Below are 25,149 nucleotides of genomic sequence, written 5' to 3'. Positions count from 1 at the left end.
GCCTTGCAGCGATAAGGTTCGGACCTGTGTGAAACTTCTAGTGCCGTGTGCATTCGCAGCGTGAAAGTTAAATTCACAGGTTGGGCTCGAAGCTGCCCAATGCGTTTGCGTCGTTCGCCAATGAAGCAGCAAGCTGACAACGGCCATTCAAACCACCAGTAAACTGAGGCGTCAGCGCTGTGCTGATGTCTGGGTTTGGCGGGAGGATTGGAGGGCGCACAATGCCAAGAGTCCAACTTCCCGCTGTCACCCCGAAACGAAGAGCCTGGAACAAGGGCCGGATTATCGGCCAGAAACGACCACTGTTGCCGAAACAGGTCTGGGCGATCCGCGCGCGGCTCGAGCTGGCGGGCAACCTGCGCGATCTTGCGCTGTTCAACGTGGCCATTGATAGCAAGCTTCGCGGATGCGATTTGGTGAAACTGGCCGTCGCCGACCTGGTGAGGGATGATCGCGTTCGCGAACGCGTGTCCGTGATCCAGAGCAAAACCAAGCGGCCTGTTCAGTTTGAACTCTCTGAAAACACGCGGGATACCATTGCCGCATGGATCAAGTCACCGGAGATGCTCGGCTGCCGTTTCATGTTTCCCAGCCGGTTTCACGACCGCCCGCATATCTCAACACGCCAATATGGCCGGCTTGTGTGGGATTGGGTGGCCGCGATTGGGCTGGAGCCCAGCGGATACGGCACCCATTCGCTGCGCCGGACCAAAGCAGCGGAAATCTACCGCAAAACCGGAAATCTTAGGGCGGTTCAACTGTTGCTCGGGCACACAAAGGTTGACAGCACAGTCAGATATCTTGGTGTCGAACTTGAAGATGCGCTGAGTATCGCCGAGCAAATCGACATTTGAACCACCATGGCGGGCGGCTCTTGCCGTTCGCCAATTCAGACCAGACCTACGGTCGCACCGCGGCAGTGGTTCGGTTCGAGCCCAGAGTGCCGGATGCTGCGCAGACGTAATTGCCGGACAACCATTGAAACCCGACGTTAGCGATATTGAGGACGGCCCGGAGCTGCCGTCCATTGGACAACTTCAATGCTGCGTTGCGGTTCGTCAAACCTGCAGTTCGCTGCCAGCGCGAGACAGGGGGAAGGCCAGTCGAACAGTTCGCGGATTTTCCGGGCCTTCAGCCAAACGCCTTACACGCGCGCAAACAGTCCCAGCAGTTTCAAGGCCGCATCGGAGCTTGGCTGAAGCGGCCAATAGTCCAGTTCGGACACCGAAGTTACGAGAGGTTGAGTACACGATACTGAATCTTGGGTGTAGTTTGCTATCTGCCCCCAAGAAATCCAATTCTATATCGCTACACAGTACTCAAACCGACCGCTCAGACCTAGATCCATCTATCTGCTCAATGTTAACCTCGGCCAGCGAAGAAATGACGCAATCCGCAGCCGTTAGTTCACTCTCGTGATCTTCATGAAGAAGACCTACGCAATAGAAACCACCATTCTTTGCCGCTTCGACACCGGAAGAGGAATCCTCGATCACGATACATTCATCCACATTAAGCCCCAGCCCGCTGGCGGCGGTGAGGAATATATCAGGGTTGGGTTTCCCTTTTTCGACATCGTCGCCTCCGATAACAACCGGAAAGGCATCCAACAAACCAGCTTTTTCGAGAACGGCTCGGACATTGGCGCTGCTGGAAGCGGCCGCCAGCCCGTAACCCTCCGACTGGCATTGTCTTACGAGGTGCACAGCAGCATCGAAGACACGAAATTCGCCTCGCTCGATCATTTCAACATAATAGTCATTTTTTTTGTCTGCGGCGGTTCTGACTTCATTCTCCGAATGCCGGGTCATGACCGCGCGCGCGCCGTCATAACGAGGGCGCCCATCGACAAGTCGCCGGTATTCCGCCCTTCCAAACTCATACCCGTATTCTTCGAACATGCGTTTCCAAGCAGCAAAATGCGCCGGTACGGTGTCGACCAAAACACCATCGAGGTCAAAGATCAGTCCTTTGATCGGCATGCTGAATCTCCTGGTTCGAGCCTGTGCAAGAAACACGTAGCATGTAAGGATTTTTCTTCAATCGGCTGGCATGTGAATGTTTATATGGCATAGTTATTCACGCTGTCAGGATCCTGCTAACGAACAATATTGAACAAATGATCGACGTTAAAAAACTTCCATTTGAAGAACGCGCCCAGTGCGCTGCCTATATGCGCGCAACGCACAACATGTCGCAGGTAGAGATAGGAGCAATTCTTGGTGGCCTGTCTCAACCGCATGTATCGCGGTTACTGAAACACGCTGAACGCCAAAACTACTTGGTCATCGAACAACGCTTCGTCAAAGAACAATTCTCAGACGAGTGGATTGCCCAGATGGACGAAATGCTGGCTCCTTCAGGGTTGAATTCTGATCTGAAGCGATATTGCAACAGGAACAAGCTTAGACCGCCTCGGCTTGGGGTGTTTGAAAGCGGCCCGGGGAACACCGAGGCTGCGCTGTCACAGCGCCGTACCAGGTTTGGACGAACCGCATCCGGACGATTGATAGAACTGATCGAGAAATCGAACGTCATCGGCGTTGCGTGGGGTCGAACAATCAAGTCTCTGGCAGAAGGGATTGCAGCCTCAAGGCAGCCCATAGATAAGTCGCAAAAGACTGAGTTTGCAGCGGTTTGCGCAGAATTGATGTCGCTGGCTCAGCATGGATACTCTGCCAGCCGGCTTGCCGGAACGTTTGATGAGCTATTTAACGATCAGCCGGAGGATAGCCCTCAGCTCACTGGTTTCCCGGCATACATACCCCGTCACTACGATGAGACCATGCGCCGTTCCATTTGGCAGTACATCTCTGACACCCCGGGATTTCACCGCGTGTTTTCGGGTCCAGACGCATTGATTGATAAAATGGATATGTTGATTTCCAGCGTCGGGTCTTCAAGCACTCCGGTTCTGGGCAGTTTTGAAGAGCTGGTTCAGGCTGGCGGGTTAAGGGCTGACGATCTCCGGCAATTGGTCGTCGGGGACCTTGGCGGTATTTTGATCCCGAGAACCGAAATTTCACAGGCCAAGATGGACCTGATTGACGAGCTGAATGGGCTGTGGACCGGGATCAAAACAGAGCATGTCAAAGCCATCGCAGATCGGGCATTTGACGATCCTGATCAAAGTGGTGTTGTGGTCGTCGCGATTCAGAAGGAACGAGGCGATACGGTATTCGAACTGATCACCCGGGGACTTGTTAACGAATTGCTCATCGATCACGCGGCAGCGGAACAACTGCACACGCGCGTTGCTGAGGCTCTTGCAGACTGACGATAGCACCTCGGCACACCTTGACCATTCCTGCGAGAAAAATCTTGGTTGTCACGCAGGCTGCGGTGCTAAGACCGCTTCCTCTCCGGAAATCAAAGTAACAGGATGGCCCATCACCTCGATATCCTCTTTCGTGCCGGACGGAGCAATCAGCTTAAACCGACACTCGTCATGAGAAATCAGAACTTCGACGTCATTCCCCTGCCACTTCAGATTAAACCGGATGCCGGACCATGCCTCGGGCAGCCAGGGTTTGAACGTCATCTTGCCGTGCTTGACCCGGAACCCGCCAAACCCACAAACAAGCGACTGCCAGGTGCCACCGGCCGATGCGATATGCATCCCGTCCTGTGTGTTTCCCTGATTGTTGACCAGATCAACAAAGGCAGAACGTTCGAAATAGTGATGGGCCGAGGAAATGTCGCCAACTTCAATCCCCATGATCGAATGAATGGCCGGGCTAAGTGATGACTTGTGCATCGTGCGTTTCTCGTAAAACGCGTAATTCGCCTTTTTGATTTCGTCTGAAAACTCGTCGGGCAAGAGATAATTCAACATGATCACGTCAGGTTGCTTGAGCAGCATCGAGCCATTCAGTGAAAAGTGATCATGCCCCTCGGGGTAGACTGGCATACGGTTTTTGTCCCATTCGGTGATGGGAATGTCCTTGAGCTGGAAATACCCTTCAAACTGTTCGATCAGATTGCGGGAGGGATCAAATGGAACATAGATTTTTTCCGCTGTTTCCAGCCACTGATCCACTTCTTTTCGGGTTAAATCCAACCGTATCAGCAATTCGTCATGAACTGCTGAAGTGGTTTTGCTGAATTCTGCGAAAACGCGAGCCGATTGTTCAAGGTGCCATTTCGCCATCCGATTGGTGAATGTGTTGTTGTCGACATGTTCGTGGAACTCGTCCGGCCCGATAACATTTGTCAGCTCGTACCGGTCCTTGTCTTTGTTCCATTCCAGCCGACTGATCCAGAACCGGCTGGTTTGATACAAAACCTCGGCACCGAAATCGCGAAGGAAATCTCTGTCTCCGGTCGCCGCAACATAACTGAGGATGCCATATGCCACGCATGCGGTGACGTGAATCTCTTCTTCTCCGGTCCAGATACGGTTCGCACCGTCCGCTGTCCATTTTGGCGTTGTCTCTACTCCGGTATCAGCAGATTCCCACGCGTACTGCGCGCCCTTAAGCCCATTCATTCGGGCGTTCTCAAGTGCGCCGTTCAACGTGTTGAAACGGTATTTCAGAAGGGCTTTGGCTGTATCCGGCTGCGTGAAAATGTAGAATGGCAGCAGGAAGATCTCGGTATCCCAGAAAACGTGCCCTTTATACCCCTCGCCTGACATGGACTTGGCGCCGATGTTCGCGCGCGGGTCGTTTTCGTTTGCGGCAATCAGCAGATGATAGATGTTGAAACGCATTGCACGCGTTGCTTCTAGATCACCCGTCACCACACAATCACAGGCGTCCCATTTTTCGCGCCAGGCTGCGGCGCTTTCGCTCAGACAGGCGGAAAATCCCTTGGCATGCGCGGTCTCAAGGGAGGCTTCGCACTTGGCCGCCATTTCCGCGCCGTTCAGATCTCGCGATGTATAAATCGACACCAGCTTTTCGAAAGTCAGACTTTGCCCGTTGAGCGCCTCGACAGAAACGGTTTGTGAAACCTGCTCATAGCCACGATTTGCGACTTTGAACTCGCTGAAGGCAGGACAATCCAAGGCAGACGCCATGCCAATCGAAATGCCAGTGTCCAGTGTCAGAGTTTCGATATAGGACGCATCGCTGCTTGCATGTGACTGAGTGACCTTCATGTGCCGGCTTTTGGCCCACTTCTCCCATTTAACTTCGGGGTGGAAGACGGGATTTCCCTGATAAGCTGGCAGGCGGTCCAGATTGTATCGATGGGCATCAAGGGCGCTTTCGACAGTGATCTCCGAGGAGTAGTTCTCAGGCGTAACCGTCAGGCGAATGCCACAGATGTGCTGATCGGCAAAACTCGCAAATCGGATGCTGGTGATGCGAGTGCGACGGCCTTTGCTATCTTCAAAAACCGTATCTCGGTGGAGAAATCCGGTCTGCAGATCCAACACGCGCTTGTGTTCGACCACTTTACACGTTTGGACATCCAGAATTTCACCTTCGACACGAACCCGAAGCGGCAGCCAGGTCGGCACATTGACCTGATCGATCACCGTCGAGTCATGGTGATCGTAAACACCAGCCAGATAGGTGCCAGACAGCTCTCCTTTGTGACCCTCTTCCAGCGATCCACGTGTGCCCTGATAGCCGTTGCCGACCGTGAAAATGGTCTCCTTGAAGTTCGCTTCATCCAGATTGAATTGGGTTTCTTCAATCAGCCAGTCGCTACTGCTCAGCATTGTCTGCATGTCAGGGCTCCATTCGGGTGATATTTCGGGTAATTCAGTCGCCGTAGGTTTCGGCAATCTGACGTTCGGTTTCTTCCAGTGATCCGTAGACATCCAGCTCGCTGCTCGAGCAGCGCTGCGCCCCGGCACAGTTGCCGAACTGGCAGGCTTTGACGAAGTCGCGGGTCTTGAGGTAGCCAAAGGCCAGGCCACCAGCAAAGCTGTCACCGCAGCCCGTGGTGTCGACCACATCCTCGACAAGCACCCGCTTGACCAGATGTTCCCGCATCCGGCCGGTTGCATCCTTGTGGTAGACGGCGCAGCCGTGTTGATCCAGCGTGACGTAGAGCGCCTTGACGCCCAGATCCAGGCAGTGTTGGGCGAACTTGGGCAACTGGTCCATCGTGAGTTCGCTTATTTCCTGCAACTCGTCAGAACCGTATTCTCCCTTGAACCAACTGCATTGAGCCTCTTCCAAATTCATCTTTAGAAGGTCGATATGTGGAAGCCAGCGATCTCGGTCGATCCAGAATTTATGATACCGTTCGCCATGTGCAGAACACCCGCTGGTGGGGCCATGCGCATCAAATACAACCAGACCATCGCTGTTGGCCTTGATGTATCGAATCGTTTCCAACGGAACCTCGAAATCCGTGATCGGAACGAAAACGAAAGCCTCGCAATCCATCAGGTCTTCGATGTCGTCGGGCAGGATCGGGTTCATGAAACCCGTTTGCTTTTCGTTGCGATGGTTCTGATCGACGTAGACAAGATCGATCACCGCGCCCTGATCAGCGTCGCCCGTAACATGGCCGACATCCAGATACGGAAACTCAGACAGCAAGTTGCGAACATTATCGACGTCTGACCGGCGTACATGGCTGACGACGTTGATCCGCGAACCCGGACCGGCCAGCGAGGACATACAGACCGCTGTATAGACCGCGCAGCCAAATTTATTGAATTTCTCACCCTGATAGCTGGTGATGTTGTCCCTTGGGATCGGGCCAAGGACTGCGACATTGATCTTGTCAGACATTTCGGTCCCTTGCTTTTATTCGCTGTTTTGTCGACGGGCGTATGCGTGATTATAGCAGCTTCAGTTCTGATAGATCTGTTCGCTGGTATAGAACCCGCCGTCGATCAACGTGCTGTCGATCGTATCTTTTGACACTGCAAAAACAGGAGTGATAACCGTCGGGATTTCCGTGAAACCGTTGTCAATTAGCGTATGGTCTCCGATCAAATCACTAACTTCCGCATCCGGAGACTGCGCAATTTTCACGGCAATATCCGCCGCCTCATAGGCCAAAGGTTTAATTTGCTTCCAGATTTCCAGCGCCTGCACATCGTTTGCGACCATCTGGACATTCCGCAGATCAGCGTCTGAACCGGCAACAAAGACCTGATCCGCCGATGCCAGATCCTCGTCCGACAATGCTGCCAGAACCCCGAAAGCAAGCCCGCTGTTATTGGCAATGAATGCATCGATGTCGTTGTCATATTCGACCAGAAGGTTTTCGGCAGTGTCTCTGGCCATATCCGGTGACCAGTCCACGTGGCTGCGATCTGCAACAAGTTCGAGCCCCGGATGATCGGCAATCACTTTCAGCACACCGCTGCTGAGCGCTTCGGCATTGGCATCACCGGGCTGACCGCGGATCAGGGCAACCCGACCCGCCACTTCACCACGGGTATCATTCAGCCAGTCCACCATCGCTTCGGCCTGAAGCTGCCCGACAGCCCAACTGTCCTGCATGACCATGACGTCAAGCGGCCCGTCCTGCAGCATCGAGTCGTATCCGACCACTTTGACGCCCTGTTCGTGGGCCAGATCAACCAGTGCTCCGGCGGTTGCGGTGTTGACAGGTTGCAGAACCAGAACGTCCACCCCCGATTCCAGCATTTCCTCAACCTGCTGCAACTGACGCAATGGATCATTGCCGCTGCTATCAAAGATCACATCTGCGCCTTGGGATTCCGCGCGTGCAATGAATAGGGATTTGTCAGTCTGGTATCTGGCTTCCTGCATGGTCTTGAGCAGGAACCCGATTGTAGCGTTGTCCTGCGCTGCCGCGATCATTGGTAGCGATGCGGATAGAAGGCCGGCCAAACCCAAAGCTCTGAGGCCGTTTGTGCGTAAGGTTGCTAAAATGGACTGGACCATCGCTTACCTCCCAACTGTCATTCAAGTTTTCGGGGATTTTGGCTTTGCCCCCGGTGCGTGTGACCGGGGGCAGGCCAGCAACATTATTTCTTCTGCATCACATCGAACCAGACGGCGAGGATGATGATCAGGCCCTTGATGATCAACTGATAGAACGTGACCACACCAAGCAGGCTCATGCCGTTGTTCAGGACCCCGATCAGCAGGGCACCGATGATGGTTCCACTCACCTTGCCAGAACCACCCGCCAGACTGGTACCGCCGATAACGACCGCGGCGATCGCGTCAAGTTCGAACATCGTTCCAAGATTGGGCGAGGCACCGTTCAGACGCGAGGCCAGGATAATTCCAGCTAGGGCCGACAGGACTGAAATGACCGTATAGACAATCATCTTGGTGCGGACGACGTTGATGCCGGACAGGCGAGCCGCATCTTCGTTTCCGCCAAGCGCATAGAGGCGGCGACCAAAACGGGTGCTGTTCAGCGTATAGATCCCGGCAAATGCAATGACTGCAAAGATCGCAACAGGAACGGGGATCCCTTTGTAGCTGGTGAACACGTGGAAGGCCAAAGCAAAACCACCAATCATCACCGCCCCATTGACCAGCAGCTCCTGCATATTCACTTCGACGCCATGCGCCTTGCTTTGCTGAACATCTCGGAAGATCGAATAAACAGCAAGCGCAGCACACACGATCAGCACGATACTGGACATCATCGGCGGGATATAAGCACCACCAATCAATGGAAACACATTACTCGTTACCGGTACAGAACTGCCATTGGTCAGGGTCAGTGCCAAACCGCGTGCGATAGTCAGCATTCCAAGGGTTATGATGAATGGGGGTATGTTGAACTTGGCTATCCAGAACCCGTTCCACAGACCTATTCCAACACCCACGATCAAAAGGGTTGCAGGTACCGCCAATATGGTCGGCACGCCCCATTGCATCATGAGCGTACAGACGACCGCTGATAACCCGACGACAGAGCCAACGGATAGGTCAATACCCGCAATCAGAATGACCATGGTCATGCCTACGGCAATGATCCCGATGATGGTAACCTGACGGGATAGGTTGCTAAGGTTCCTTGCGGTGAAAAATGCGTCGTCGGCAAAGCTGAGCCCAACGACAAGCACGATCAACGCAATTAGCGTCGCGTTGTCCTTTATGAAGTTTATCAGGTGGTTTTCCTTGGCGCCATTGACGCCAACACCTGCAACGTTGCTGTCAGCACTCATTTGCTTCCTCCCTTATGCGCTGCCGGTGGCATACGCCATGATTGCTTCTTTCTTCGCATCGTCCCGTCCAAAGTTTGACACGATCTCGCCTTCGCACATCACCAGAATCCGGTCACACATGCCCAAGACCTCAGGCAGTTCCGAAGAAATCATGATGACGGTGACACCTTGTAGGACCAGTTCGTTCAGCAGCTTGTAAATCTCGACCTTGGCACCGATATCGATCCCACGTGTGGGTTCATCCAAAATGAACACATCCGGCCGTGAGTTCAGCCACTTACCCAAGATGACTTTCTGCTGGTTGCCGCCGCTCAGCGTACCGATGACCGTGTCAATCGACGGTGTTTTAACGCCCAACTGGTCGACATATTCCTTAACGATCTTGCGCTCCTGCTGGGTGTTGATAATGCCCAGAACCTTTGAACTGATCGTCTCAAGCGAGGAAATCGTCGTGTTGAAGGAAATGGATTTGTCCAAAAACAGCCCCAAAGCCTTACGATCTTCGGTCAGCAGCGCGATGCCGGCATCAATGGCGTCCTTCGGCGATTTGATGTCCAGCTTTTGCCCGTTCAGCTTCACTTCACCGGTGGTCTGGTCCGGATAAGCACCGAATACACCGCCAACCAGTTCGGTCCGGCCAGCGCCCATTAGCCCGGAGATGCCCAATATCTCGCCTTTGCGGGCAACGAAGCTGGCGTTCTTGACCAGATAGCTGCCAGGCAGGTCGGGGTTTGTGACGGACAGATCGTTGACCTCCAAAGTCACCTCACCCGGTGTGAAATCGACCTTGGGGAACATATCTTTGATGTCGCGTCCAACCATTCGGGCGATGATCTGATCAAGCGTGATATCCGCGATAGGCGTGACGTCACCGATGGTCTGGCCATCGCGCAGAACCGCAATCCGGTCGGCGATCTGCTCAATCTCTTCCATTTTGTGCGAAATGTAGCACATGCAGACACCGTCGGCTTTCAGCTTGCGGATGATACGGAAGAGATCCTTGACCTCCTTATCTGTCAGCGCCGACGTCGGTTCGTCCAGCACCAGTATCTCGGCCTTGAGCGACAAAGCTTTGGCAATCTCAACCATCTGTTGTTTGCCCACAGTGATGTTCTGCACCAGATCGGTCGGGCGAATGTCATTGATGCCCAGTTCGGTCAGCAGCTTCTGGGTTTCGGCAAAGGTCTGGTTCCAGTTGATCCTGCCCTTGGCATCGGTGAACTGGCGATCCAGAAAGATGTTTTCGGCGACAGACAAACCGGGGATCAGGTTGAGTTCCTGGTAGATGATACCGATGCCTGCTGCCTCGGCCTCTTTTGTATTCGCGAATCGGACCTTTTCGCCGCGCAAATAGATATCGCCTTCGTAGGTCGGATAGGGCCAAACTCCACTGAGCACTTTCATCAACGTGGATTTGCCCGCTCCGTTTTCTCCCATCAGCGCCAGAAGCTCACCCGAGCGGGCTTCGAAATTGACATTATTCAGGGCGCGGACACCGGGAAAATCCTTGATGATACCCTGCATTTTCAGGACGACTTCAGACATGCTTTTTCCCATCACATTCAGAAAGGTATTTCGGACGTTCCCCACCCTGACCGGCAGTTTCTCCGTGACGGGTTAAGGAAGGAGGGCACCATAAAGCTGCGCGCGGGGAGTACACGCATAGGGAGCCAGATGGCGAAACGCCCTCCTTCAGGAAAAGGTCCCGAGGATCAGTTCCCGTAGACTTCTTCCTTGGAGTAGAAGCCGCCAGCGATGATCGTGTCATCGATGTTGTCCTGTGTCACAAGCGTGATCGGGGTCACGATTGTTGGCACATCGGTGAAGCCGTTGTTGATAACCTTGTCCACCTCGACCAGATCAGCAGGAGCAGTGTCCGGCGCTTTAGCCAAAGCCACTGCAACTTCTGCCGCGGTTTCAGCCAAGGGATCGATCTGTTTCCAGATTTCAACGGCTTGCTTGCCTTGCGCGACGTATTGGATGTTGGCCAGGTCGGCATCAGATCCGGCTACAAACACTTTGTCTGATGAAGCCAGCCCCTGTGCTTCCAATGCCGCGATAACTCCACGGGCCATGCCACTGTTGTTGGCGATAAACGCGTCGATGCTGTTGCTGTTTGAGGTCAGCGTATTTTCCGCAGTCGCCATGGCCTTCTCAGAGGACCACCCTTCATGGGCCTGATTTGTTACCAGCTCAAGCCCCGGGTTCGCTTCGACAATCTCCAACACACCGCTGCTCATGGCAATCGCGTTAGAGTCGCCGGGTTGACCTTGAATCAGGGCGATCTTGCCGGACACCTCTCCGTTCTTCTCCTGCAACCATTCGACCATGGCTTCGCCTTGCAGGCGACCCACGGCCCAGCTGTCTTGCATCACCATCGCATCCAGCGGCCCGTCCACAAGCATCGAGTCATACCCGACAACGCGCACACCTTCGCTGTTTGCCATGCTGACCATGCTACCAGCAGTACCGGTATTCACCGGCTGCAACACGATGACATCTGCTCCCTTGGCGAGCATGTTTTCAAACTTAGCCAGCTGGGTCAGCTCGTCATTGTTCGCTGAATCAAAGATAACTTCGGCGCCCAGTTCCTCAGCTTTCGCAGTAAACGCGGCGCGGTCGCGCTTGTAGCGCTCTTCCTGCATGGTTTTCAGCAGAAAGCCAATTTTGACATCGCCTGCAAACGCTGTCCCGGCAGTTAGTGCGACAGCGGCGACAGACAGCAAGGCGGCTCTACGGGTAATGGTCTGCAAAAGGGACATATTTCCTCCAGTGTATGTTCCTTGGCTGCCGGTCCAATTGGGTCGGCAACGCTAAATGCTTCGCAAATTGTGCTGGATATCGGCTAACCGGTAAGAACAAGCATCAATCCCAAAGCGATAACGCTAACATAGCGGTGAAGTTTGAGAGGAGAATTTGTATATTTAGAAAGCATAAATATTCACAATGCCATTGAGACTCCTGCGCCCAAAGGAATTTTACATATTTAACAACACCATAATAGATTGCCACTCACTAATTGAATACATTGAATCCTCTTGGGCAGGCCGCGACAGAGCTGTGCCATAATCGCAAAGCGGGTTGCAAAGCCGCGAATTCGGCAATCAAACATCCTGATGAGATAGCCAGGCCGACACCGTCCGGTGGTTTCTCTGTTTGCGTGCTCAAGCGGACCAATAAGTTAATTCACGCAGACGTCGTCGAATGACCGCTAAGCAAGACTGGGAATGGCTTTTCGCGAGAGCAGCGAAGGTCCGGTTTATCCTTGCTGTTTTCGCCGCCGGCGCGAAGGACAAAAAAGCGGCCGTTCAGATCACGAACGCCAATGACGGTATATTCCCGCTTCTCGTTAGTCGGTCGTGGTTGCAGCGAAAGGGCGGTTCGAATTTCGCGCCTCAGACTGGCATTGAATGACCGCTCTGACGACATCGGCTGCATCGCAGCGATGAGCGTGCCGCAGCTGCAATAGAATGCTGCATTAGCAAACACCTGAAATGGCAATGGCAGCAAAGTCCGCTAAGCGGACTAACCCTCTCCCCCACACCAACACATCCTGTATCCCCGGAATATCCTCGATCCTTGCCGCGATCGCATGGGTTACCAAATGCGCCCTCTGCATCCGGCCCTGCAACGCCCCCGGCGGAGAATCCTTGGCGTGGGGCGACCTGTCAGCGAAACTGGAATTCAGGTTCCGCGGGGAAAGACATGGAAATTCCTGTCCAGTGCCCATTGCGCAGCCTTGCAACGTTCCGCCCGTCAACACGCATCCGGGTCGTCAGGACAAATGCGGCCTGCCCTTTGCGCGCCCCGGCTTTCTGGGCTGCGCCGTCAGAACGCTCGGCCCTGTCGAACAGCATCCCATCGGGTTTTGCCGACCGCCGGGACCGAAAGTTCGGAACCAAATGCGGCTTTCGATCCGTTTCGTCAGACGAGCGCGACGCCTCAATCCGCTTGAGTTGCTGCAACTCTGACCGAAGCCTTTTTGCAGTCTCAGCCTGTCTGCGTTCGAAGGAATAAGCGCTTAGCGCCTCATCGATCATTCGGGCGGTATGAACATATCCCGCTGAACGCGTGAGTTCCGAGAGCTCTGCCAGACGGTCGGAAATCCGGCTTTCGTCCCGAGAGACGGTATTTTCGAGCGATCCTTGGTGCGTTGCGTTGGGCATCCGAACTGACTCTGAAAAGACGTTGAGTGATGCGCAATCCGGCCCGAGCTTTGACACAAGCCGATGCGCAAAGATGCGTGTCACTACGCGCCCGGCGCCGGAGAGTCGACCATCCCGCGTTCAAGTGGCGGAAAAGCGCCTTAATCGCGCATTTGAGGCAAAGAAAACATATCGCCCGTTCTTCAGGCGCGGGTTTGCGGCACGGCGACGGACAATTTAGGATTGATCCGCACGACAGACCTAACCCTGCCCCTGCACCAGCAGGTCCAGCATGCCCGAGATATCCTCGATCTCTTCCGCGATCACGTGGGTCACCGAATGCGCCCGCTGCATCCGGCCTGTCACCTTCAGCAACCGCCCCGAGATCACCGCACGGCGGAAGCGTTCGTAGATTTTGCGCCAGACCACCACATTGACGATCCCGGTCTCATCCTCAAGCGTCAGAAAGATCACGCCTTTGGCCGTCCCCGGCCGCTGCCGCAGGATCACCAGCCCGGCCACGGCCACACGCGCCCCTTCGGGCGGGGCCTCCAGCTGGGCGGAGGACAGACAGGACGGCGGTCGCGGCCAGTCCCGGTTTGAAACCGCGCGGAGAAAAGGGGCAACAAGCATAAGAACAAAGATAGAACAAAATACAGGAAAGTCCAGACACGGCGTGAGGAGTCGCAAATGAGGCTGGAAACACCTAACTCCCTTCACTAAGGAAGGTTTCGAACATCGCAAAAGGAAGACGCACGCAATGGCAAAGATCACCTATGTCGAGCATGGCGGTACCGAGCACACTGTCGAGGTCGCCAACGGACTGACCGTCATGGAAGGGGCCCGTGACAACAATATTCCCGGCATCGAGGCCGATTGCGGCGGTGCCTGCGCCTGCTCGACTTGCCATGTCTATGTCCACCCCGACTGGGTCGAGAAGATCCCGGCCAAGGACGACATGGAAGAGGATATGCTGGATTTCGCCTATGAGCCTGACCCGGCCCGCTCGCGCCTGACCTGCCAGATCAAGGTGACCGACGCGCTGGACGGTCTGATTGTCCAGATGCCCGAAAAGCAGATCTGATGCTGTCCAAAGCGCCGCGTCAGCCCGCCCGCCTGTGGCAATGTCGGGTGCGCAGCGCTTTGCTCCCTTTTGGCCTGTGGTGCGCGCTGCCAATCGCTGTCACGGCAGACACCATCACCGACGCCCGCTTCACGGAACCAACCACGCGATACGCGCATGGTGTTTTGGGCGACAATATCGAATACGGCGCTTTGGAGCTTGTGGTCGATGACACAGTCGTAACGGTTCGTCTGCCACAGGACCGTGTATTCGAAGACCTTGCGCCGCGTCTGGCAGACATCGACAAGGACGGCGCGGTTGAAGCAATTGTCGTTGAAACGCAGAACACAACAGGCGCTCAGCTTGCGATCTACAACGCCGCTGGCGAAAAAATAGCGGCCACTCCTCATATCGGCGCACGTTTCCGCTGGCTCGCCCCGGTCGGTGCTGCTGATCTGGATGGTGATGGCAATATCGAGATCGCCTATGTCGACCGCCCCCACCTGGCCAAAACCCTGCGCATCTGGCGCTTCAAAGATGGTGGACTGACCGAAATCGCTGTTCTGCCCGGCCTGACCAACCACAAGATCGGTGAGGATTTCATTTCCGGCGGCCTGCGGAGCTGCGGCGACCATCCCGAAATGATCCTCGCCAGCGCCGACTGGTCGCGGATCATCCGTGTTTCCTATCAGGATGGCTGGCACCTGACGGACTTGCGCCCGCTCAAACAGCGCGACAATCTCACATCAGCCCTGAAGTGCTGATCAGCCTCTTCATCTGGCCAAAAATATCCTGGAGGGTGAGTGGTTGAAAAGAAATCGTCCAGCGGACGATTTCGACCGCGAACCCGCGCAGTGCCGGGAGGCCGCAAGGCCGAGGGGGCAAAGCCCCCTGCCCGATCATCCCTCCAAAGCGCGCCAGCCGATATCGCTGCGATAGAACCCTTCAGGCCAATCCACGGCATCAACCATCTGGTACGCCCGGTCGCGCGCCTCTTGCAGCGTTTTTCCGCGCGCGGTCACGTTCAGAACGCGCCCGCCGACGGCCTGCACCTGCCCCGCAGCCTCGCTTGTGCCCGCATGAAACACCATGTTGCTGCTGTCCTCGGGCAAGCCGTCCAATCCTTTGATGACCGTGCCCTTCTCGTAGGTTCCCGGATAACCTTTGGCCGCCATCACGACCGTCATCGCGTGATCATCGGCCCAGTTGACCCGCATTTCGCCCAGCCGCCCTTCGGCGGTGGCATGCAACAGGTCCATCGCCTGCGCGCCCAGACGCATCATCAGGACCTGACATTCCGGATCCCCGAAACGGACGTTATATTCCACAAGGCGCGGCTGGCCGTCCTTGATCATCAGCCCCGCATAAAGAATTCCCTGAAACGGTGTGCCCCGGCGCTTCATCTCGGCGATGGTGGGGCGCACGATCTCTTCAATCGCGCGCGCTTCAACTTCCGCGCTCAGAACCGGCGCCGGAGAATAGGCACCCATCCCCCCGGTGTTCAGACCGGTATCCCCTTCGCCCACCCGCTTGTGGTCTTGGGCCGTGCCGATGGACAGGATGTCTTGGCCGTCGCACAGAACAAACAAAGACGCCTCTTCGCCGTCCATAAACTCTTCGATCACGACCTCGGCCCCGGCCCCCCCAAAGGCACCGCCGAACATGTCGTCAATGGCGTCAAGCGCCGTGTCTTCGTCCATGGCCACGATCACGCCCTTGCCGGCGGCCAGACCATCGGCCTTGACCACGATGGGCGCGCCCTGTTCGCGGATATAGGCCTTGGCGGGCTCGGGCGCGGTGAACCGCGCATAAGCGGCGGTGGGCGCGTGTGCCGCGTCGCAGATTTCCTTGGTAAAGCTTTTCGAGGCCTCCAGCCGGGCCGCTTCGGCAGACGGTCCGAAAACCAGCACCCCGGCTTCGCGCAGGCGATCCGCCACTCCGGCGGCCAAGGGAGCCTCGGGGCCGACAATCACGAAATCAATCGCGTTTTCCTCGGCAAAGCTGACAACTGCCCCACCGTTTTCGATATCCAGAGCGGCACACTCCGCGATCTGAGCGATCCCGGCATTGCCCGGCGCCACGATCAGACGGTCGCATTTTGGGTTTTGCATCACTGCCCAGGCCAGGCTGTGTTCGCGCCCGCCGCTGCCGAGAATAAGGATGTTCATGGGGTCGTCTCCGATCTGCTTGGCCTCGCCTGCGCGGCGTTCTAAGCTGGGTGAGCAATTGAAACAAGGCGCTGAAATGTCCGACCTGCTTGATGACCCGATTCCGGGCCAAAACACACCTGAATACACGGTTTCCGAGGTCTCGGGCGAGGTGAAGCGCACGCTGGAAGGCGCGTTCGGGCGAATCCGTGTGCGCGGCGAAGTTGGCCGCGTGTTCAAGGCCCGGTCCGGGCACCTGTACTACGACATCAAGGACGACCGGAACGTTTTGGCCTGCACGACATGGAAAGGTCAAGTTTCCAGCCTCTCGGTCGTGCCAGAGGAAGGGCTGGAGGTTGTCGTCACTGGTCGCCTGACCGCTTTTGGCGCGCAATCCAAATACAACCTGAATGTCGATGAAGTTGCCGTTGCCGGTCAGGGCGCACTTATGGCCTTGCTGGAAAAGCGCAAGAAACAGCTTGAGGCCGAAGGTTTGTTTGCGCCCGAGCGCAAGAAGCCCCTGCCGTATCTGCCGCAGATCATCGGCGTCGTGACATCGCCTTCGGGCGCGGTGATCCGTGACATTCTGCACCGGCTTCGGGACAGGTTCCCGCGAAAGGTGCTGATCTGGCCCGTGGCCGTGCAGGGCGCAAACTGCGCCCCCGAGGTTGCCCGCGCCATCGAAGGGTTCAACCAGTTGACACCCGGCGGCGCACTGCCCCGTCCTGACCTGATCATCGTGGCCCGTGGCGGTGGGTCGATCGAAGATCTTTGGGGCTTCAACGAAGAGAGTGTCGCGCGAGCCGCCGCCGCATCGGACATACCGCTGATTTCGGCCGTTGGGCATGAAACCGACACGACCCTGATCGATTTCGTCTCGGACCGCCGCGCGCCTACACCCACAGCTGCGGCAGAGCTGGCCGTGCCGGTCCGCATCGAACTGCTGGCCTGGACCGGCGAGCAAGGCGCCCGCCTGTCGCGCGCGGCAACGGACGCGGTGCAGCGCCGTTCGCAAAGGCTGCGCGATTTGTCCCGCGCCCTGCCGCGCCCGGACAGCCTGTTGAACTCCCCCCGGCAACGCCTTGATTTGATTGCGGATCGCCTGACCCCGGCTTTGACGCGAGGAGTGCAAAACCGCCGCCTGCAAGTTGTGGAACTGTCAGCCCATCTGCGCCCGTCAACTCTGCGCGGTCTGGTCTCGGCCCGGCAGGAATCACTGCGCAACCTGTCGTCGCGCCTGTCCCTGCGCCCAATTCAACGCGAGATCGGCCAGCACGCGCAAAACCTTGCCCGGCTTGGTGACCGGATGAACGCGGCGCAGACCACGCGGCTGGATCGTCTGAAACATCAGCTTGAGGCCACAGACCGCCTGCGCGAAACGCTCAGCTACAAGGCGACGCTGGAACGCGGATATGCCGTGGTTCGCGCAGATGGGAATGTCATCACGACCAAGGCCGAGGCCGCAAAACACACGGTGCTGGACATCGAATTCGCCGATGGCATTCTTGGCACCGGGACAGCCGCAAAGCAGACCAACCGGAAATCCAAACCGGATACACCAGATCAAGGATCGTTGTTCTAAGCCATGCTGACAATCTGGGGCCGCAAAACGTCATCGAATGTTCAGGCCCTGATGTGGTGCGTCGGAGAGATGGATCTGCGCTTTCACCGCCACGATGCAGGGCACAGATTCGGCGGGCTGGACACCGATGCCTTTCGCAAGCTGAACCCGAACGGCACCATCCCAGTGCTACAGGATGGCAATCACCCACCGCTGTGGGAAACCGGCGCAATCCTGCGCTACCTGGCGAATGCCTATGGCGGGAATGCGTTCTGGCCACGCGACCCGGTTCAACGGGCCGAAGTCGACAAATGGGCGGAATGGGCCAAGATCAACGTTGCGATGGATTTCACGGTGCCCGTGTTCTGGCAGGTTGTCCGGACCGCCCCGGCAGAGCAGGACCAAAACGCGATTGAGCAGGCCGTTGCCGCGCTGGATAGCAAACTGGCACTTGCCGATACCCGGCTGTCAGAAAACACCTACCTGTGCGGGCCCGATCTGACGGTGGCCGATATTCAGCTGGGACATATCCTTTATCGCTATTACGACATCGCGATATCCCGCGCGGTCCTGCCCAACCTGCGGCGCTATTACGATAAGCTGACAGAAAGACCTGCATATCAGGAGCATGTCATGCTCAGCTATGATGAGCTTCGGGTAACCTAGTCAGACACCGACGTCGGGGCCATAACACACCATTTCTTCCCCGATATCTTCCGCCTCGTACAGCTCGGTCGCCTGCGGGTCGCCTTCAAACTGCGCGACAAGGCCACCACCGGATCGCGTAAAGACCCAGCATTGCGGATCAAACCGGTCTTCATAGATGAAACAAATCTGTTCTTCCTGCTGATACCATACACCTTCCTTGCAATCGCCATCCAGAAAAGACCAGATCACGCGGCGGTTGGGCAAATAACGTTCGACCCCGTAAACCTGCCCTTCGAACCCGTAAAACAGGGTCTTGCCCTGCGTATAGGTGTCGAATTCGGGGCCGGACAAAGGGGTCTGGGCCGCAGCGGGCGGTGCGGCAAAACAGGCGAGAATCATCAGCGCTCGGAACATATGCCCATTGTGTCAGATGCGATCCCGCTATGCCATTCACCCTTTGGCCAGGGGTTGGGGAAACATGCTTAACTCAACGTAAGCGCTTGATTATATGCCGCGCTCGGGATGAAGGTATTCGAAAACCGCGGTGAGGTGACATGACAACCCTTCTCTTCTGGATCGCCCTTGGCTGCGCATTGGGATACCTGCCCCTGACGGCCCGACCAGCCAGTTCCTTGCGCACTGTGCTGAAAACCACCTCGGTCGCCGCGCTGGCAGTCATTGCGGTTCTGCAGGGCAGCCCATGGATGCTCGCCGTTGCACTTGCCCTGTGCGCAACCGGGGACGCGCTGTTGTCGCGTGAAACGGATGCCACGTTCATGGCCGGCATTGCCGCATTTGCCGCCGGGCATCTGGCCTATATCGCCCTGTTCCTGTCGCATCCTGCCAGCTCCGCCAGCCTGATCTGGGATGCCCCCGCGATCGTGTGGTCTCTGGTCATTCTGGGCATTGTCATGGCCACACTGCTTGCCCCCCGCGCCGGAGACCTGAAAGGCCCTGTTCTGGCCTATATCCCGATCATCCTTGGCATGGGGATCACCGTGCTGGCGCTGCCCCAGACAGGTGCCTTGCGATGGGCATTCCCGGCTGCAATCGCCTTCATCGCGTCCGATCTGATCCTTGCTACGGAAAAGTTCCTGCTGCCTGCGAACCACCCCGCCCACAAGCTGACGCCCTATCTGATCTGGCCGCTCTACTGGGGCGCGCAATTTGGTTTCGTCTTTGCTTTTGCGTGACCCTTTGCAACTGCCGCAAATCCGCATTAGGTGAAAGGAACACCTGCGGAGACCAAATATGGCGTTTTTCTCAAAGCTAAAGGACAAGCTGTTCAAATCCTCATCCCGCCTCGAACAGGGGCTGGACGCCATCGTCGAGGATGGTGGCGAGGAAACCGCCGTTCCCGACCCTGTCCTCCCCGAACCTGAGCCCGAACCGCAACCGGTTCCCGAAATCCCGACCCCTGAACCGGCGCAGGAACCGGCTGAACAACCTGCCCCCGCCCCGGCGGATCCCACACCAGCTGCCCCGCCACCAGAAGTCCCTGAATCCAAAGGCATCCTGAACCGCTTGTTCAGCCGTGGCAGCGCTGCCACAGAAATACGCCGCACGCTGGATGACGACATGCTCGAGCAACTCGAAGAGCTGCTGATCGCTTCTGACATGGGCGTCGACACCGCCCTGCGTGTCACCTCGAACATGGCCGAGGGGCGCTTTGGGCGCAAACTCTCGACCCGGGAAATCAAACAGTTGCTGGCGCAGGAAGTGGCCCGCGTGATGGAGCCCGTGGCCAGGCCCCTGCCGATCTATCCCAAACGCCCGCAAGTGGTGCTGGTCGTCGGCGTCAACGGCTCGGGCAAGACCACGACCATCGGCAAACTGGCCAGCCAGTTCAAGCAGGCTGGCAAAAAAGTCGTCATCGCCGCCGGTGACACCTTTCGCGCGGCGGCCGTCGAACAATTGCAAGTCTGGGGCGATCGCGCCGGGGTTCCGGTTCTGACCGCGCCCGAGGGCTCGGACCCCGCCAGCCTCGCCTTTGACGCGCTGACCCGGGCTCAGGCCGAAGGCGCGGATCTGCTGATGATCGATACCGCCGGACGCCTGCAAAACCGCACCGACCTGATGGAGGAACTTGCCAAGATCGTCCGCGTCATCCGCAAGGTTGACGAGACCGCACCGCACAACACCTTGCTGGTCCTTGACGCCACCACAGGTCAGAACGCGCTGAGCCAGGTGGAAACCTTTCGCAAGCTGGCCGATGTCTCGGGCCTGATCATGACCAAGCTGGACGGAACCGCCAAGGGCGGTGTGCTGGTCGCGCTGGCCGACAAGTTCGGCCTGCCGATCCACGCTATCGGGGTGGGAGAACAGATCGATGACCTTGCCCCCTTCGATCCCGAAGAATTCGCCGCCGCCCTGACCGGGCTCGACAAGGGCTGATCCGCCACTTCATCTGGCCCCAAATATCCTCGGGGGTGTGGGGCAGACAGCCCCCACCCCTCTCCGCCCTACAAAAGGTCTGCGTATTTGAGCGACTGGCTGATCTCACTAGAAGGCACCGAAGCCGGTCACCAACTGGCGCTGGCACTGGCGTTGATGGCCGCTTTCCTGCACGCCGCGTTCGGAGCGCTGCAGAAAGGCCGTCATGATCCATGGCTGTCCCGCGGCGCTATTGACGCCAGCTATGGTCTGATGGCCGCCCCGTTTGCCTTTTTCGTGGTACCCTGGCCTGAACCTCATATGTGGCCGATCTTCGCCCTCGCCTGGCTGATCCACATTGCCTACAAGACGCTGCAGGCCGCGGCGTACACCAAAGGGTCCTACACTGTCGTCTATCCCGTCGTGCGCGGGACAGGCCCGCTGTTCACTGTCATCGGTGCCTATCTTCTATTCGGCGAAACATTCTCGACCGTTCAATGGCTGGGCGTCGCAACCCTGTTGGCCGGGATATTTGGGTTGGCCGCCTATAATTTCCGGTTTCTCGAAACCAACCGGGATACGCTGGGCATCGCGTTGACACTGGCGATCATCACGGGCCTGTTTGTCGCCCTGTACACCACCTATGACGCTTATGGCATACGCGCCACCGCCGACCCGTTCACATTTCTAGCCTGGTTCTTCATGATCGACGGTGCGGCCATGCCGGTCTATGCCTTCCTCAGATGGCGCGCGATGACGCATCGCCCTGCGCCCGGCCCGCTGATGTTGCGGGGGCTGGCCGGCGGGATCATCGCGCCTTTGTCCTTTGGGTCGATCATGCTGGCCACACGACTGGACAAAGTCGGCGAAGCCGCCGTGCTGCGCGAAACCTCAACCGTCTTTGCGGCGCTGATCGGCTGGCTTGTCCTGAAGGAAACCGTTGGCCCAAGGCGCATTGCATTGATGGCATTGATTGCACTCGGCGCCGTAATAGTTGAAATGGGCGGGTAAGCAGCAGGACATACCGATGACAGGCAAAAAAGACATCAACCCATTTCTGAAACAGGCGTTGGAGCTTGGCCCGCCGCTGGCCTTCTTCTTCATCTACCTGCGCTTGCGTGATGACAGCTTTCTGATCGGTGGCACCGAGTATTCCGGCTTTATCATCGCCACGATTATCTTCGTCCCTTTGATGCTGGGGGCAATGGGTATCCTGTGGTATCTGACCGGCCAGCTTAGCCGGATGCAGATTTTCACGGCCTTCATGGTCATTTTCTTTGGTGGCCTGACCGCATGGTTCAATGACGAGCGGTTTTTCAAGATGAAAACCACGCTTGTCTATGGCCTGTTCGCCCTGATCCTTGGCATCGGGTTGCTGCAAAAGAAATCTTATCTGGCTTATGTACTGGATGAATTGCTGCCGATGAAGCACGAGGGCTGGATGATTCTGACGCGCCGCCTATGCGCCTGTTTCGCTGTTCTGGCCGCCGCAAACGAGTTTGTCTGGCGCACCATGTCGACCGACCTTTGGGTCAAGATCGAAACCTTCGGATTTCCCATCGCGCTGATGGCCTTCCTGATGCTGCAATTCAGCATCTTGCAACGCTACATGGACGACCCGGAACAGAAATAACTGCCCTGACGTCGCCATACCTGCAAAAACAAACAAAATTCTTGGCTTAGCCGCCGAGCTATGGGAAGTTGTATCACCACCCACACTCACACCTTGCCCAAGATCGGTGTATACATGACGGCCTTTCCCACCAGCGGCTTCCTTTCCGAAGCCTCCGACGGGCTTAGAGAGATGCTTTCGGCGCAAGCGACCGACATCTCGCTGGCTCAAGGAGAAACCCTTTTCGAACAAGGCGATGAAGGGGATTCGCTCTATGCCATTCTGGAAGGCACGCTTGAAGTGTCCTTTCTGGCGATGAGCGGTCGAAAGCTGACATTGACGCTGATGCGCCCAGGTGAAGTTTTTGGCGAGATCGCTCTGTTTGACAACGGCCCGCGCACGGCGACTATTGCCGCGGCCGAGCCATCGCGCGTCCTGCGTGTGCGTCGCAATGACGTCATGAACCAGATCAGAAAACAGCCTGACCTTGCCGTGGATCTGATCCGGTTGGCCGGACTGCGGATGCGATGGATGGGGTTGCAGCTGAACGAGCAGGTCTTTTTGCCCATGCCCATTCGACTGGCCCGAAAGCTGCTGCATCTGTCGGAATTGCAGGACGACCCGACGCAGCGCATCACCCTGTCGCAGAGCGAACTTGCCGAATTTGTCGGGGCCACGCGCGAGGCCGTTTCCAAGACAATCTCGATCTGGAAACGCGACAATATTGTCGAATCCTCGCGCGGCGGATTGCTGATTCAGGATTTCGATGCTTTGCGGGAACTGGCCGATTCCGAACTTATCTGAACCAGTGTGATCTGGTTCACATACGAGAGGGTTTGTGTTGACCTAAGGTGAAGTTGTTACCGTAGGAGGTCAGAGAATCATCCCCGATATCTGTCCACTGATCTCTCCCTGTATCTGAGCCATACGCAATTACTGCGTATGGCTCATTTTCTTTCTGCATGCCTCTTCAGGTGTTCAGGCAATGAAAAAGGCCGGGCGCTTGTCCCGGCCTATTCAAATCACTCTTCCAGGCTTAGCGCCACAAATCGCGGCTCGCCCCCCCTGCGGACCAAAAGCAGCAGGGATTTCCGCCCAGCCTCTCGCGATTGGTCCATTCGGGCTTCCAGGTCCGCGATGGTTTCCACCTTTTGCTGACCCGCTTCCGTGATCAGGTCACCCGCACGCAACCCTTTCGCGTAAGCCTCAGACGCTTCATCGACATTCGAAATCACCAGACCTTGGGCATCTGCATCCAATCCCATATCCGCACGCAGCGTATCTGTGAGCGGGGAGATGGTCAGCCCGAGAATATCGGCGTTTTCTTCGACCGGAGCATCCTGCGTTTCTTCTTCGTCATCTTCTTTGCTTTCTGCGTCCTCGCGGCGTCCCAGCGTGACCAGAATTGTCTGTGTGCCGCCATCGCGATGCACAATGACCCGGACAGCTTTGCCGACTTCTGTTTCGCCAACCTGACGGACCAGACCACGGGTGTCTTCGACCTCGACACCGTCAAAGCTGATGATCACGTCGCCTGCTTTCAGACCGGCCTCCTGGGCGGGGCCTTCCGGAACATCGCTGATCAGCGCGCCACCGGGCTTTTCCAGCCCCATGGCCTCGGCCATGTCCTCGGTCACGTCCTGAATGCGGACACCCAGCCAGCCGCGCCGGGTTTCACCAAACTCGCGCAGCTGATCGACAACCTTCACTACCACGTTCGACGCCATCGAAAAGCCGATGCCGATCGAGCCACCGTTGGGCGACAGGATGGCGGTGTTCACGCCGATCACTTCGCCGTCCATGTTGAACAACGGACCGCCCGAGTTGCCCCGGTTGATCGCCGCATCCGTCTGGATGTAGTCGTCATAAGATCCGCTGAGCGCCCGGTTGCGGGCGGATACGATACCAGCGGATACAGAAAAGCCCTGACCAAGCGGGTTGCCCATGGCAATAACCCAATCACCCACACGCGCCACGTCGCTGTCGCCGAATTGCACGTATTTCAAGGGGCCGGACGCTTCGACCTTGAGCAGCGCGATATCGGTTTTCTCATCGGTTCCGATGACCTTGGCCACCAGTTCTTTTTTGGGCTGCCCGTCGCCGGGGAAGAATTCCACAAGGATTTCATCAGCTTCCGCAATGACGTGATTGTTGGTGACAATGTAACCATCTTCAGAGATCACAAAACCCGACCCAAGGGCGTTGCTGCGTCGGGGCGGGCTGTTGTCATTGCCGCCATTGCGATCCTGAAACTCGCGAAAGAAATCCTCGAACGGAGACCCCTCGGGCACGATACCCTGTGGGCCTGTCTGACCTTCGATCAGGGTGCTTGTGGTGATGTTCACCACGGCCGGGCTGATCTTTTCCGCCAATGGCGCCAGGCTTTCGCCTCTGGCCTGGGCGGAAACCGACTGCGCCAGCACAAGCAGTGTACCGGCAAAGGCCAGCCACAACAGCCGCATCCAAACACTCACGTCGTCCCACCGGACGGATAAACTGCGCGCTTTCGCCTGCACTTGAGCTCTCCTTGTCG

23 protein-coding genes are annotated in these 25,149 nt (G+C 56.9%); 11 read left to right on the top strand and 12 right to left on the bottom strand.

Annotated features, from left to right (window positions below):
* The first annotated feature begins 221 nt into the window (after positions 1–221).
* On the top strand, positions 222–854 hold the full coding sequence (locus tag ACR3E2_RS02910) for a tyrosine-type recombinase/integrase (protein ID WP_480481476.1): 633 nt from the start codon (positions 222–224) through the stop codon (positions 852–854).
* A gap of 465 nt (positions 855–1,319) precedes the next feature.
* Here ACR3E2_RS02910 and ACR3E2_RS02905 read toward each other — a convergent pair whose 3' ends face one another.
* Positions 1,320–2,018 (bottom strand): HAD family hydrolase, encoded by a 699-nt coding sequence (locus ACR3E2_RS02905; protein ID WP_480492684.1) that lies wholly within the window; start codon positions 2,016–2,018, stop codon positions 1,320–1,322.
* A gap of 155 nt (positions 2,019–2,173) precedes the next feature.
* On the opposite strand from ACR3E2_RS02905, the gene ACR3E2_RS02900 reads away from it, so the two are divergent.
* A complete protein-coding gene (locus tag ACR3E2_RS02900; RefSeq protein ID WP_480492683.1) occupies positions 2,174–3,277 on the top strand; it encodes a sugar-binding transcriptional regulator in 1,104 nt (367 codons plus the stop codon).
* Positions 3,278–3,328: 51 nt separating this feature from the next.
* Here ACR3E2_RS02900 and ACR3E2_RS02895 read toward each other — a convergent pair whose 3' ends face one another.
* The 8 genes from ACR3E2_RS02895 to ACR3E2_RS02860 form a co-directional block, all read right to left on the bottom strand.
* Complete coding sequence (locus ACR3E2_RS02895) at positions 3,329–5,677, bottom strand: glycoside hydrolase family 65 protein (RefSeq protein ID WP_480481480.1); 2,349 nt, start codon at positions 5,675–5,677, stop codon at positions 3,329–3,331.
* A 34-nt stretch (positions 5,678–5,711) separates the two neighbouring features.
* Positions 5,712–6,695, bottom strand: a complete 984-nt coding sequence (locus tag ACR3E2_RS02890; RefSeq protein WP_480481482.1) for a carbohydrate kinase family protein — start codon at positions 6,693–6,695, stop codon at positions 5,712–5,714.
* A 60-nt stretch (positions 6,696–6,755) separates the two neighbouring features.
* Complete coding sequence (locus ACR3E2_RS02885) at positions 6,756–7,739, bottom strand: substrate-binding domain-containing protein (protein ID WP_480492682.1); 984 nt, start codon at positions 7,737–7,739, stop codon at positions 6,756–6,758.
* Positions 7,740–7,906: 167 nt separating this feature from the next.
* Entirely contained in the window at positions 7,907–9,067 is a 1,161-nt protein-coding gene (locus ACR3E2_RS02880; RefSeq protein ID WP_217354249.1) for a sugar ABC transporter permease, read from the bottom strand.
* A gap of 12 nt (positions 9,068–9,079) precedes the next feature.
* Positions 9,080–10,612 carry a sugar ABC transporter ATP-binding protein gene (locus tag ACR3E2_RS02875; protein ID WP_480481486.1) on the bottom strand — a complete coding sequence of 511 codons (1,533 nt, stop codon included), beginning with the start codon at positions 10,610–10,612 and terminating at the stop codon, positions 9,080–9,082.
* 167 nt (positions 10,613–10,779) lie between these two features.
* Positions 10,780–11,829: a sugar ABC transporter substrate-binding protein gene (locus tag ACR3E2_RS02870; RefSeq protein WP_480481488.1), complete on the bottom strand. Its 1,050-nt coding sequence runs from the start codon at positions 11,827–11,829 to the stop codon at positions 10,780–10,782.
* Positions 11,830–12,735: 906 nt separating this feature from the next.
* Entirely contained in the window at positions 12,736–13,233 is a 498-nt protein-coding gene (locus tag ACR3E2_RS02865) for a hypothetical protein (RefSeq protein ID WP_480481490.1), read from the bottom strand.
* 240 nt (positions 13,234–13,473) lie between these two features.
* Positions 13,474–13,845 (bottom strand): OB-fold nucleic acid binding domain-containing protein, encoded by a 372-nt coding sequence (locus tag ACR3E2_RS02860; protein ID WP_480481492.1) that lies wholly within the window; start codon positions 13,843–13,845, stop codon positions 13,474–13,476.
* 127 nt (positions 13,846–13,972) lie between these two features.
* Here ACR3E2_RS02860 and ACR3E2_RS02855 point away from each other — a divergent pair, with 127 nt between their 5' ends.
* Together ACR3E2_RS02855 and ACR3E2_RS02850 are read left to right on the top strand one after the other, a co-directional pair.
* On the top strand, positions 13,973–14,296 hold the full coding sequence (locus tag ACR3E2_RS02855) for a 2Fe-2S iron-sulfur cluster-binding protein (protein WP_209504265.1): 324 nt from the start codon (positions 13,973–13,975) through the stop codon (positions 14,294–14,296).
* Positions 14,296–15,039 (top strand): FG-GAP repeat domain-containing protein, encoded by a 744-nt coding sequence (locus ACR3E2_RS02850; protein WP_480481494.1) that lies wholly within the window; start codon positions 14,296–14,298, stop codon positions 15,037–15,039. The genes ACR3E2_RS02855 and ACR3E2_RS02850 overlap by 1 nt, the downstream gene beginning before the upstream one ends.
* A 135-nt stretch (positions 15,040–15,174) precedes the next feature.
* On the opposite strand, the gene purD is transcribed toward ACR3E2_RS02850, so the two are convergent.
* Positions 15,175–16,443 (bottom strand): phosphoribosylamine--glycine ligase, encoded by a 1,269-nt coding sequence (gene purD, locus ACR3E2_RS02845; RefSeq protein ID WP_480481496.1) that lies wholly within the window; start codon positions 16,441–16,443, stop codon positions 15,175–15,177.
* A gap of 76 nt (positions 16,444–16,519) precedes the next feature.
* Here purD and xseA point away from each other — a divergent pair, with 76 nt between their 5' ends.
* Together xseA and ACR3E2_RS02835 are read left to right on the top strand one after the other, a co-directional pair.
* Positions 16,520–18,004 (top strand): exodeoxyribonuclease VII large subunit, encoded by a 1,485-nt coding sequence (gene xseA, locus ACR3E2_RS02840; RefSeq protein WP_480481498.1) that lies wholly within the window; start codon positions 16,520–16,522, stop codon positions 18,002–18,004.
* 3 nt (positions 18,005–18,007) lie between these two features.
* Positions 18,008–18,649, top strand: a complete 642-nt coding sequence (locus ACR3E2_RS02835) for a glutathione S-transferase family protein (RefSeq protein WP_480481500.1) — start codon at positions 18,008–18,010, stop codon at positions 18,647–18,649.
* On the opposite strand, the gene ACR3E2_RS02830 is transcribed toward ACR3E2_RS02835, so the two are convergent.
* Positions 18,650–19,045, bottom strand: coding sequence for a hypothetical protein (locus ACR3E2_RS02830; protein ID WP_480486031.1), 396 nt, complete (start codon positions 19,043–19,045; stop codon positions 18,650–18,652).
* A gap of 140 nt (positions 19,046–19,185) precedes the next feature.
* Here ACR3E2_RS02830 and ACR3E2_RS02825 point away from each other — a divergent pair, with 140 nt between their 5' ends.
* The 5 genes from ACR3E2_RS02825 to ACR3E2_RS02805 all read left to right on the top strand — a co-directional run bounded on the left by ACR3E2_RS02825 (position 19,186) and on the right by ACR3E2_RS02805 (position 23,420).
* Entirely contained in the window at positions 19,186–19,824 is a 639-nt protein-coding gene (locus ACR3E2_RS02825; protein ID WP_480481502.1) for a lysoplasmalogenase family protein, read from the top strand.
* A 58-nt stretch (positions 19,825–19,882) separates the two neighbouring features.
* A complete protein-coding gene (gene ftsY, locus ACR3E2_RS02820) occupies positions 19,883–21,025 on the top strand; it encodes a signal recognition particle-docking protein FtsY (RefSeq protein ID WP_480481504.1) in 1,143 nt (380 codons plus the stop codon).
* An 87-nt stretch (positions 21,026–21,112) separates the two neighbouring features.
* Complete coding sequence (locus tag ACR3E2_RS02815) at positions 21,113–22,015, top strand: EamA family transporter (RefSeq protein WP_480481506.1); 903 nt, start codon at positions 21,113–21,115, stop codon at positions 22,013–22,015.
* Between the two features lie 16 nt (positions 22,016–22,031).
* Complete coding sequence (locus tag ACR3E2_RS02810) at positions 22,032–22,637, top strand: inner membrane-spanning protein YciB (protein WP_480481508.1); 606 nt, start codon at positions 22,032–22,034, stop codon at positions 22,635–22,637.
* A 114-nt stretch (positions 22,638–22,751) separates the two neighbouring features.
* Positions 22,752–23,420, top strand: a complete 669-nt coding sequence (locus tag ACR3E2_RS02805) for a Crp/Fnr family transcriptional regulator (RefSeq protein ID WP_480481510.1) — start codon at positions 22,752–22,754, stop codon at positions 23,418–23,420.
* A 218-nt stretch (positions 23,421–23,638) separates the two neighbouring features.
* On the opposite strand, the gene ACR3E2_RS02800 is transcribed toward ACR3E2_RS02805, so the two are convergent.
* On the bottom strand, positions 23,639–25,132 hold the full coding sequence (locus tag ACR3E2_RS02800) for a DegQ family serine endoprotease (RefSeq protein WP_480481512.1): 1,494 nt from the start codon (positions 25,130–25,132) through the stop codon (positions 23,639–23,641).
* Between the last annotated feature and the right edge of the window lie 17 nt (positions 25,133–25,149).

It is taken from the genome of Ruegeria sp. AL7, from assembly GCF_056536105.1.
The sequence above is the reverse complement of the archived record's forward strand: the minus strand, read 5'-3'. Positions and strand labels throughout refer to the sequence as shown.

Bases quoted from the DNA above. Each gene is read 5' to 3' on its own strand.
- ACR3E2_RS02805 (WP_480481510.1), top strand. From the start codon at position 22,752: ATGACGGCCTTTCCCACCAGCGGCTTCCTTTCCGAAGCCTCCGACGGG.
- ACR3E2_RS02860 (WP_480481492.1), bottom strand. From the start codon at position 13,845: ATGCTTGTTGCCCCTTTTCTCCGCGCGGTTTCAAACCGGGACTGGCCG.
- ACR3E2_RS02865 (WP_480481490.1), bottom strand. From the start codon at position 13,233: ATGCCCAACGCAACGCACCAAGGATCGCTCGAAAATACCGTCTCTCGG.
- ACR3E2_RS02890 (WP_480481482.1), bottom strand. From the start codon at position 6,695: ATGTCTGACAAGATCAATGTCGCAGTCCTTGGCCCGATCCCAAGGGAC.
- ACR3E2_RS02835 (WP_480481500.1), top strand. From the start codon at position 18,008: ATGCTGACAATCTGGGGCCGCAAAACGTCATCGAATGTTCAGGCCCTG.
- xseA (WP_480481498.1), top strand. From the start codon at position 16,520: ATGTCCGACCTGCTTGATGACCCGATTCCGGGCCAAAACACACCTGAA.
- ACR3E2_RS02850 (WP_480481494.1), top strand. From the start codon at position 14,296: ATGCTGTCCAAAGCGCCGCGTCAGCCCGCCCGCCTGTGGCAATGTCGG.
- ACR3E2_RS02875 (WP_480481486.1), bottom strand. From the start codon at position 10,612: ATGTCTGAAGTCGTCCTGAAAATGCAGGGTATCATCAAGGATTTTCCC.
- ACR3E2_RS02895 (WP_480481480.1), bottom strand. From the start codon at position 5,677: ATGCAGACAATGCTGAGCAGTAGCGACTGGCTGATTGAAGAAACCCAA.
- ACR3E2_RS02870 (WP_480481488.1), bottom strand. From the start codon at position 11,829: ATGTCCCTTTTGCAGACCATTACCCGTAGAGCCGCCTTGCTGTCTGTC.
- ACR3E2_RS02880 (WP_217354249.1), bottom strand. From the start codon at position 9,067: ATGAGTGCTGACAGCAACGTTGCAGGTGTTGGCGTCAATGGCGCCAAG.
- ftsY (WP_480481504.1), top strand. From the start codon at position 19,883: ATGGCGTTTTTCTCAAAGCTAAAGGACAAGCTGTTCAAATCCTCATCC.
- ACR3E2_RS02900 (WP_480492683.1), top strand. From the start codon at position 2,174: ATGCGCGCAACGCACAACATGTCGCAGGTAGAGATAGGAGCAATTCTT.
- ACR3E2_RS02910 (WP_480481476.1), top strand. From the start codon at position 222: ATGCCAAGAGTCCAACTTCCCGCTGTCACCCCGAAACGAAGAGCCTGG.
- purD (WP_480481496.1), bottom strand. From the start codon at position 16,443: ATGAACATCCTTATTCTCGGCAGCGGCGGGCGCGAACACAGCCTGGCC.
- ACR3E2_RS02885 (WP_480492682.1), bottom strand. From the start codon at position 7,739: ATGATCGCGGCAGCGCAGGACAACGCTACAATCGGGTTCCTGCTCAAG.
- ACR3E2_RS02810 (WP_480481508.1), top strand. From the start codon at position 22,032: ATGACAGGCAAAAAAGACATCAACCCATTTCTGAAACAGGCGTTGGAG.
- ACR3E2_RS02830 (WP_480486031.1), bottom strand. From the start codon at position 19,045: ATGTTCCGAGCGCTGATGATTCTCGCCTGTTTTGCCGCACCGCCCGCT.
- ACR3E2_RS02825 (WP_480481502.1), top strand. From the start codon at position 19,186: ATGACAACCCTTCTCTTCTGGATCGCCCTTGGCTGCGCATTGGGATAC.
- ACR3E2_RS02855 (WP_209504265.1), top strand. From the start codon at position 13,973: ATGGCAAAGATCACCTATGTCGAGCATGGCGGTACCGAGCACACTGTC.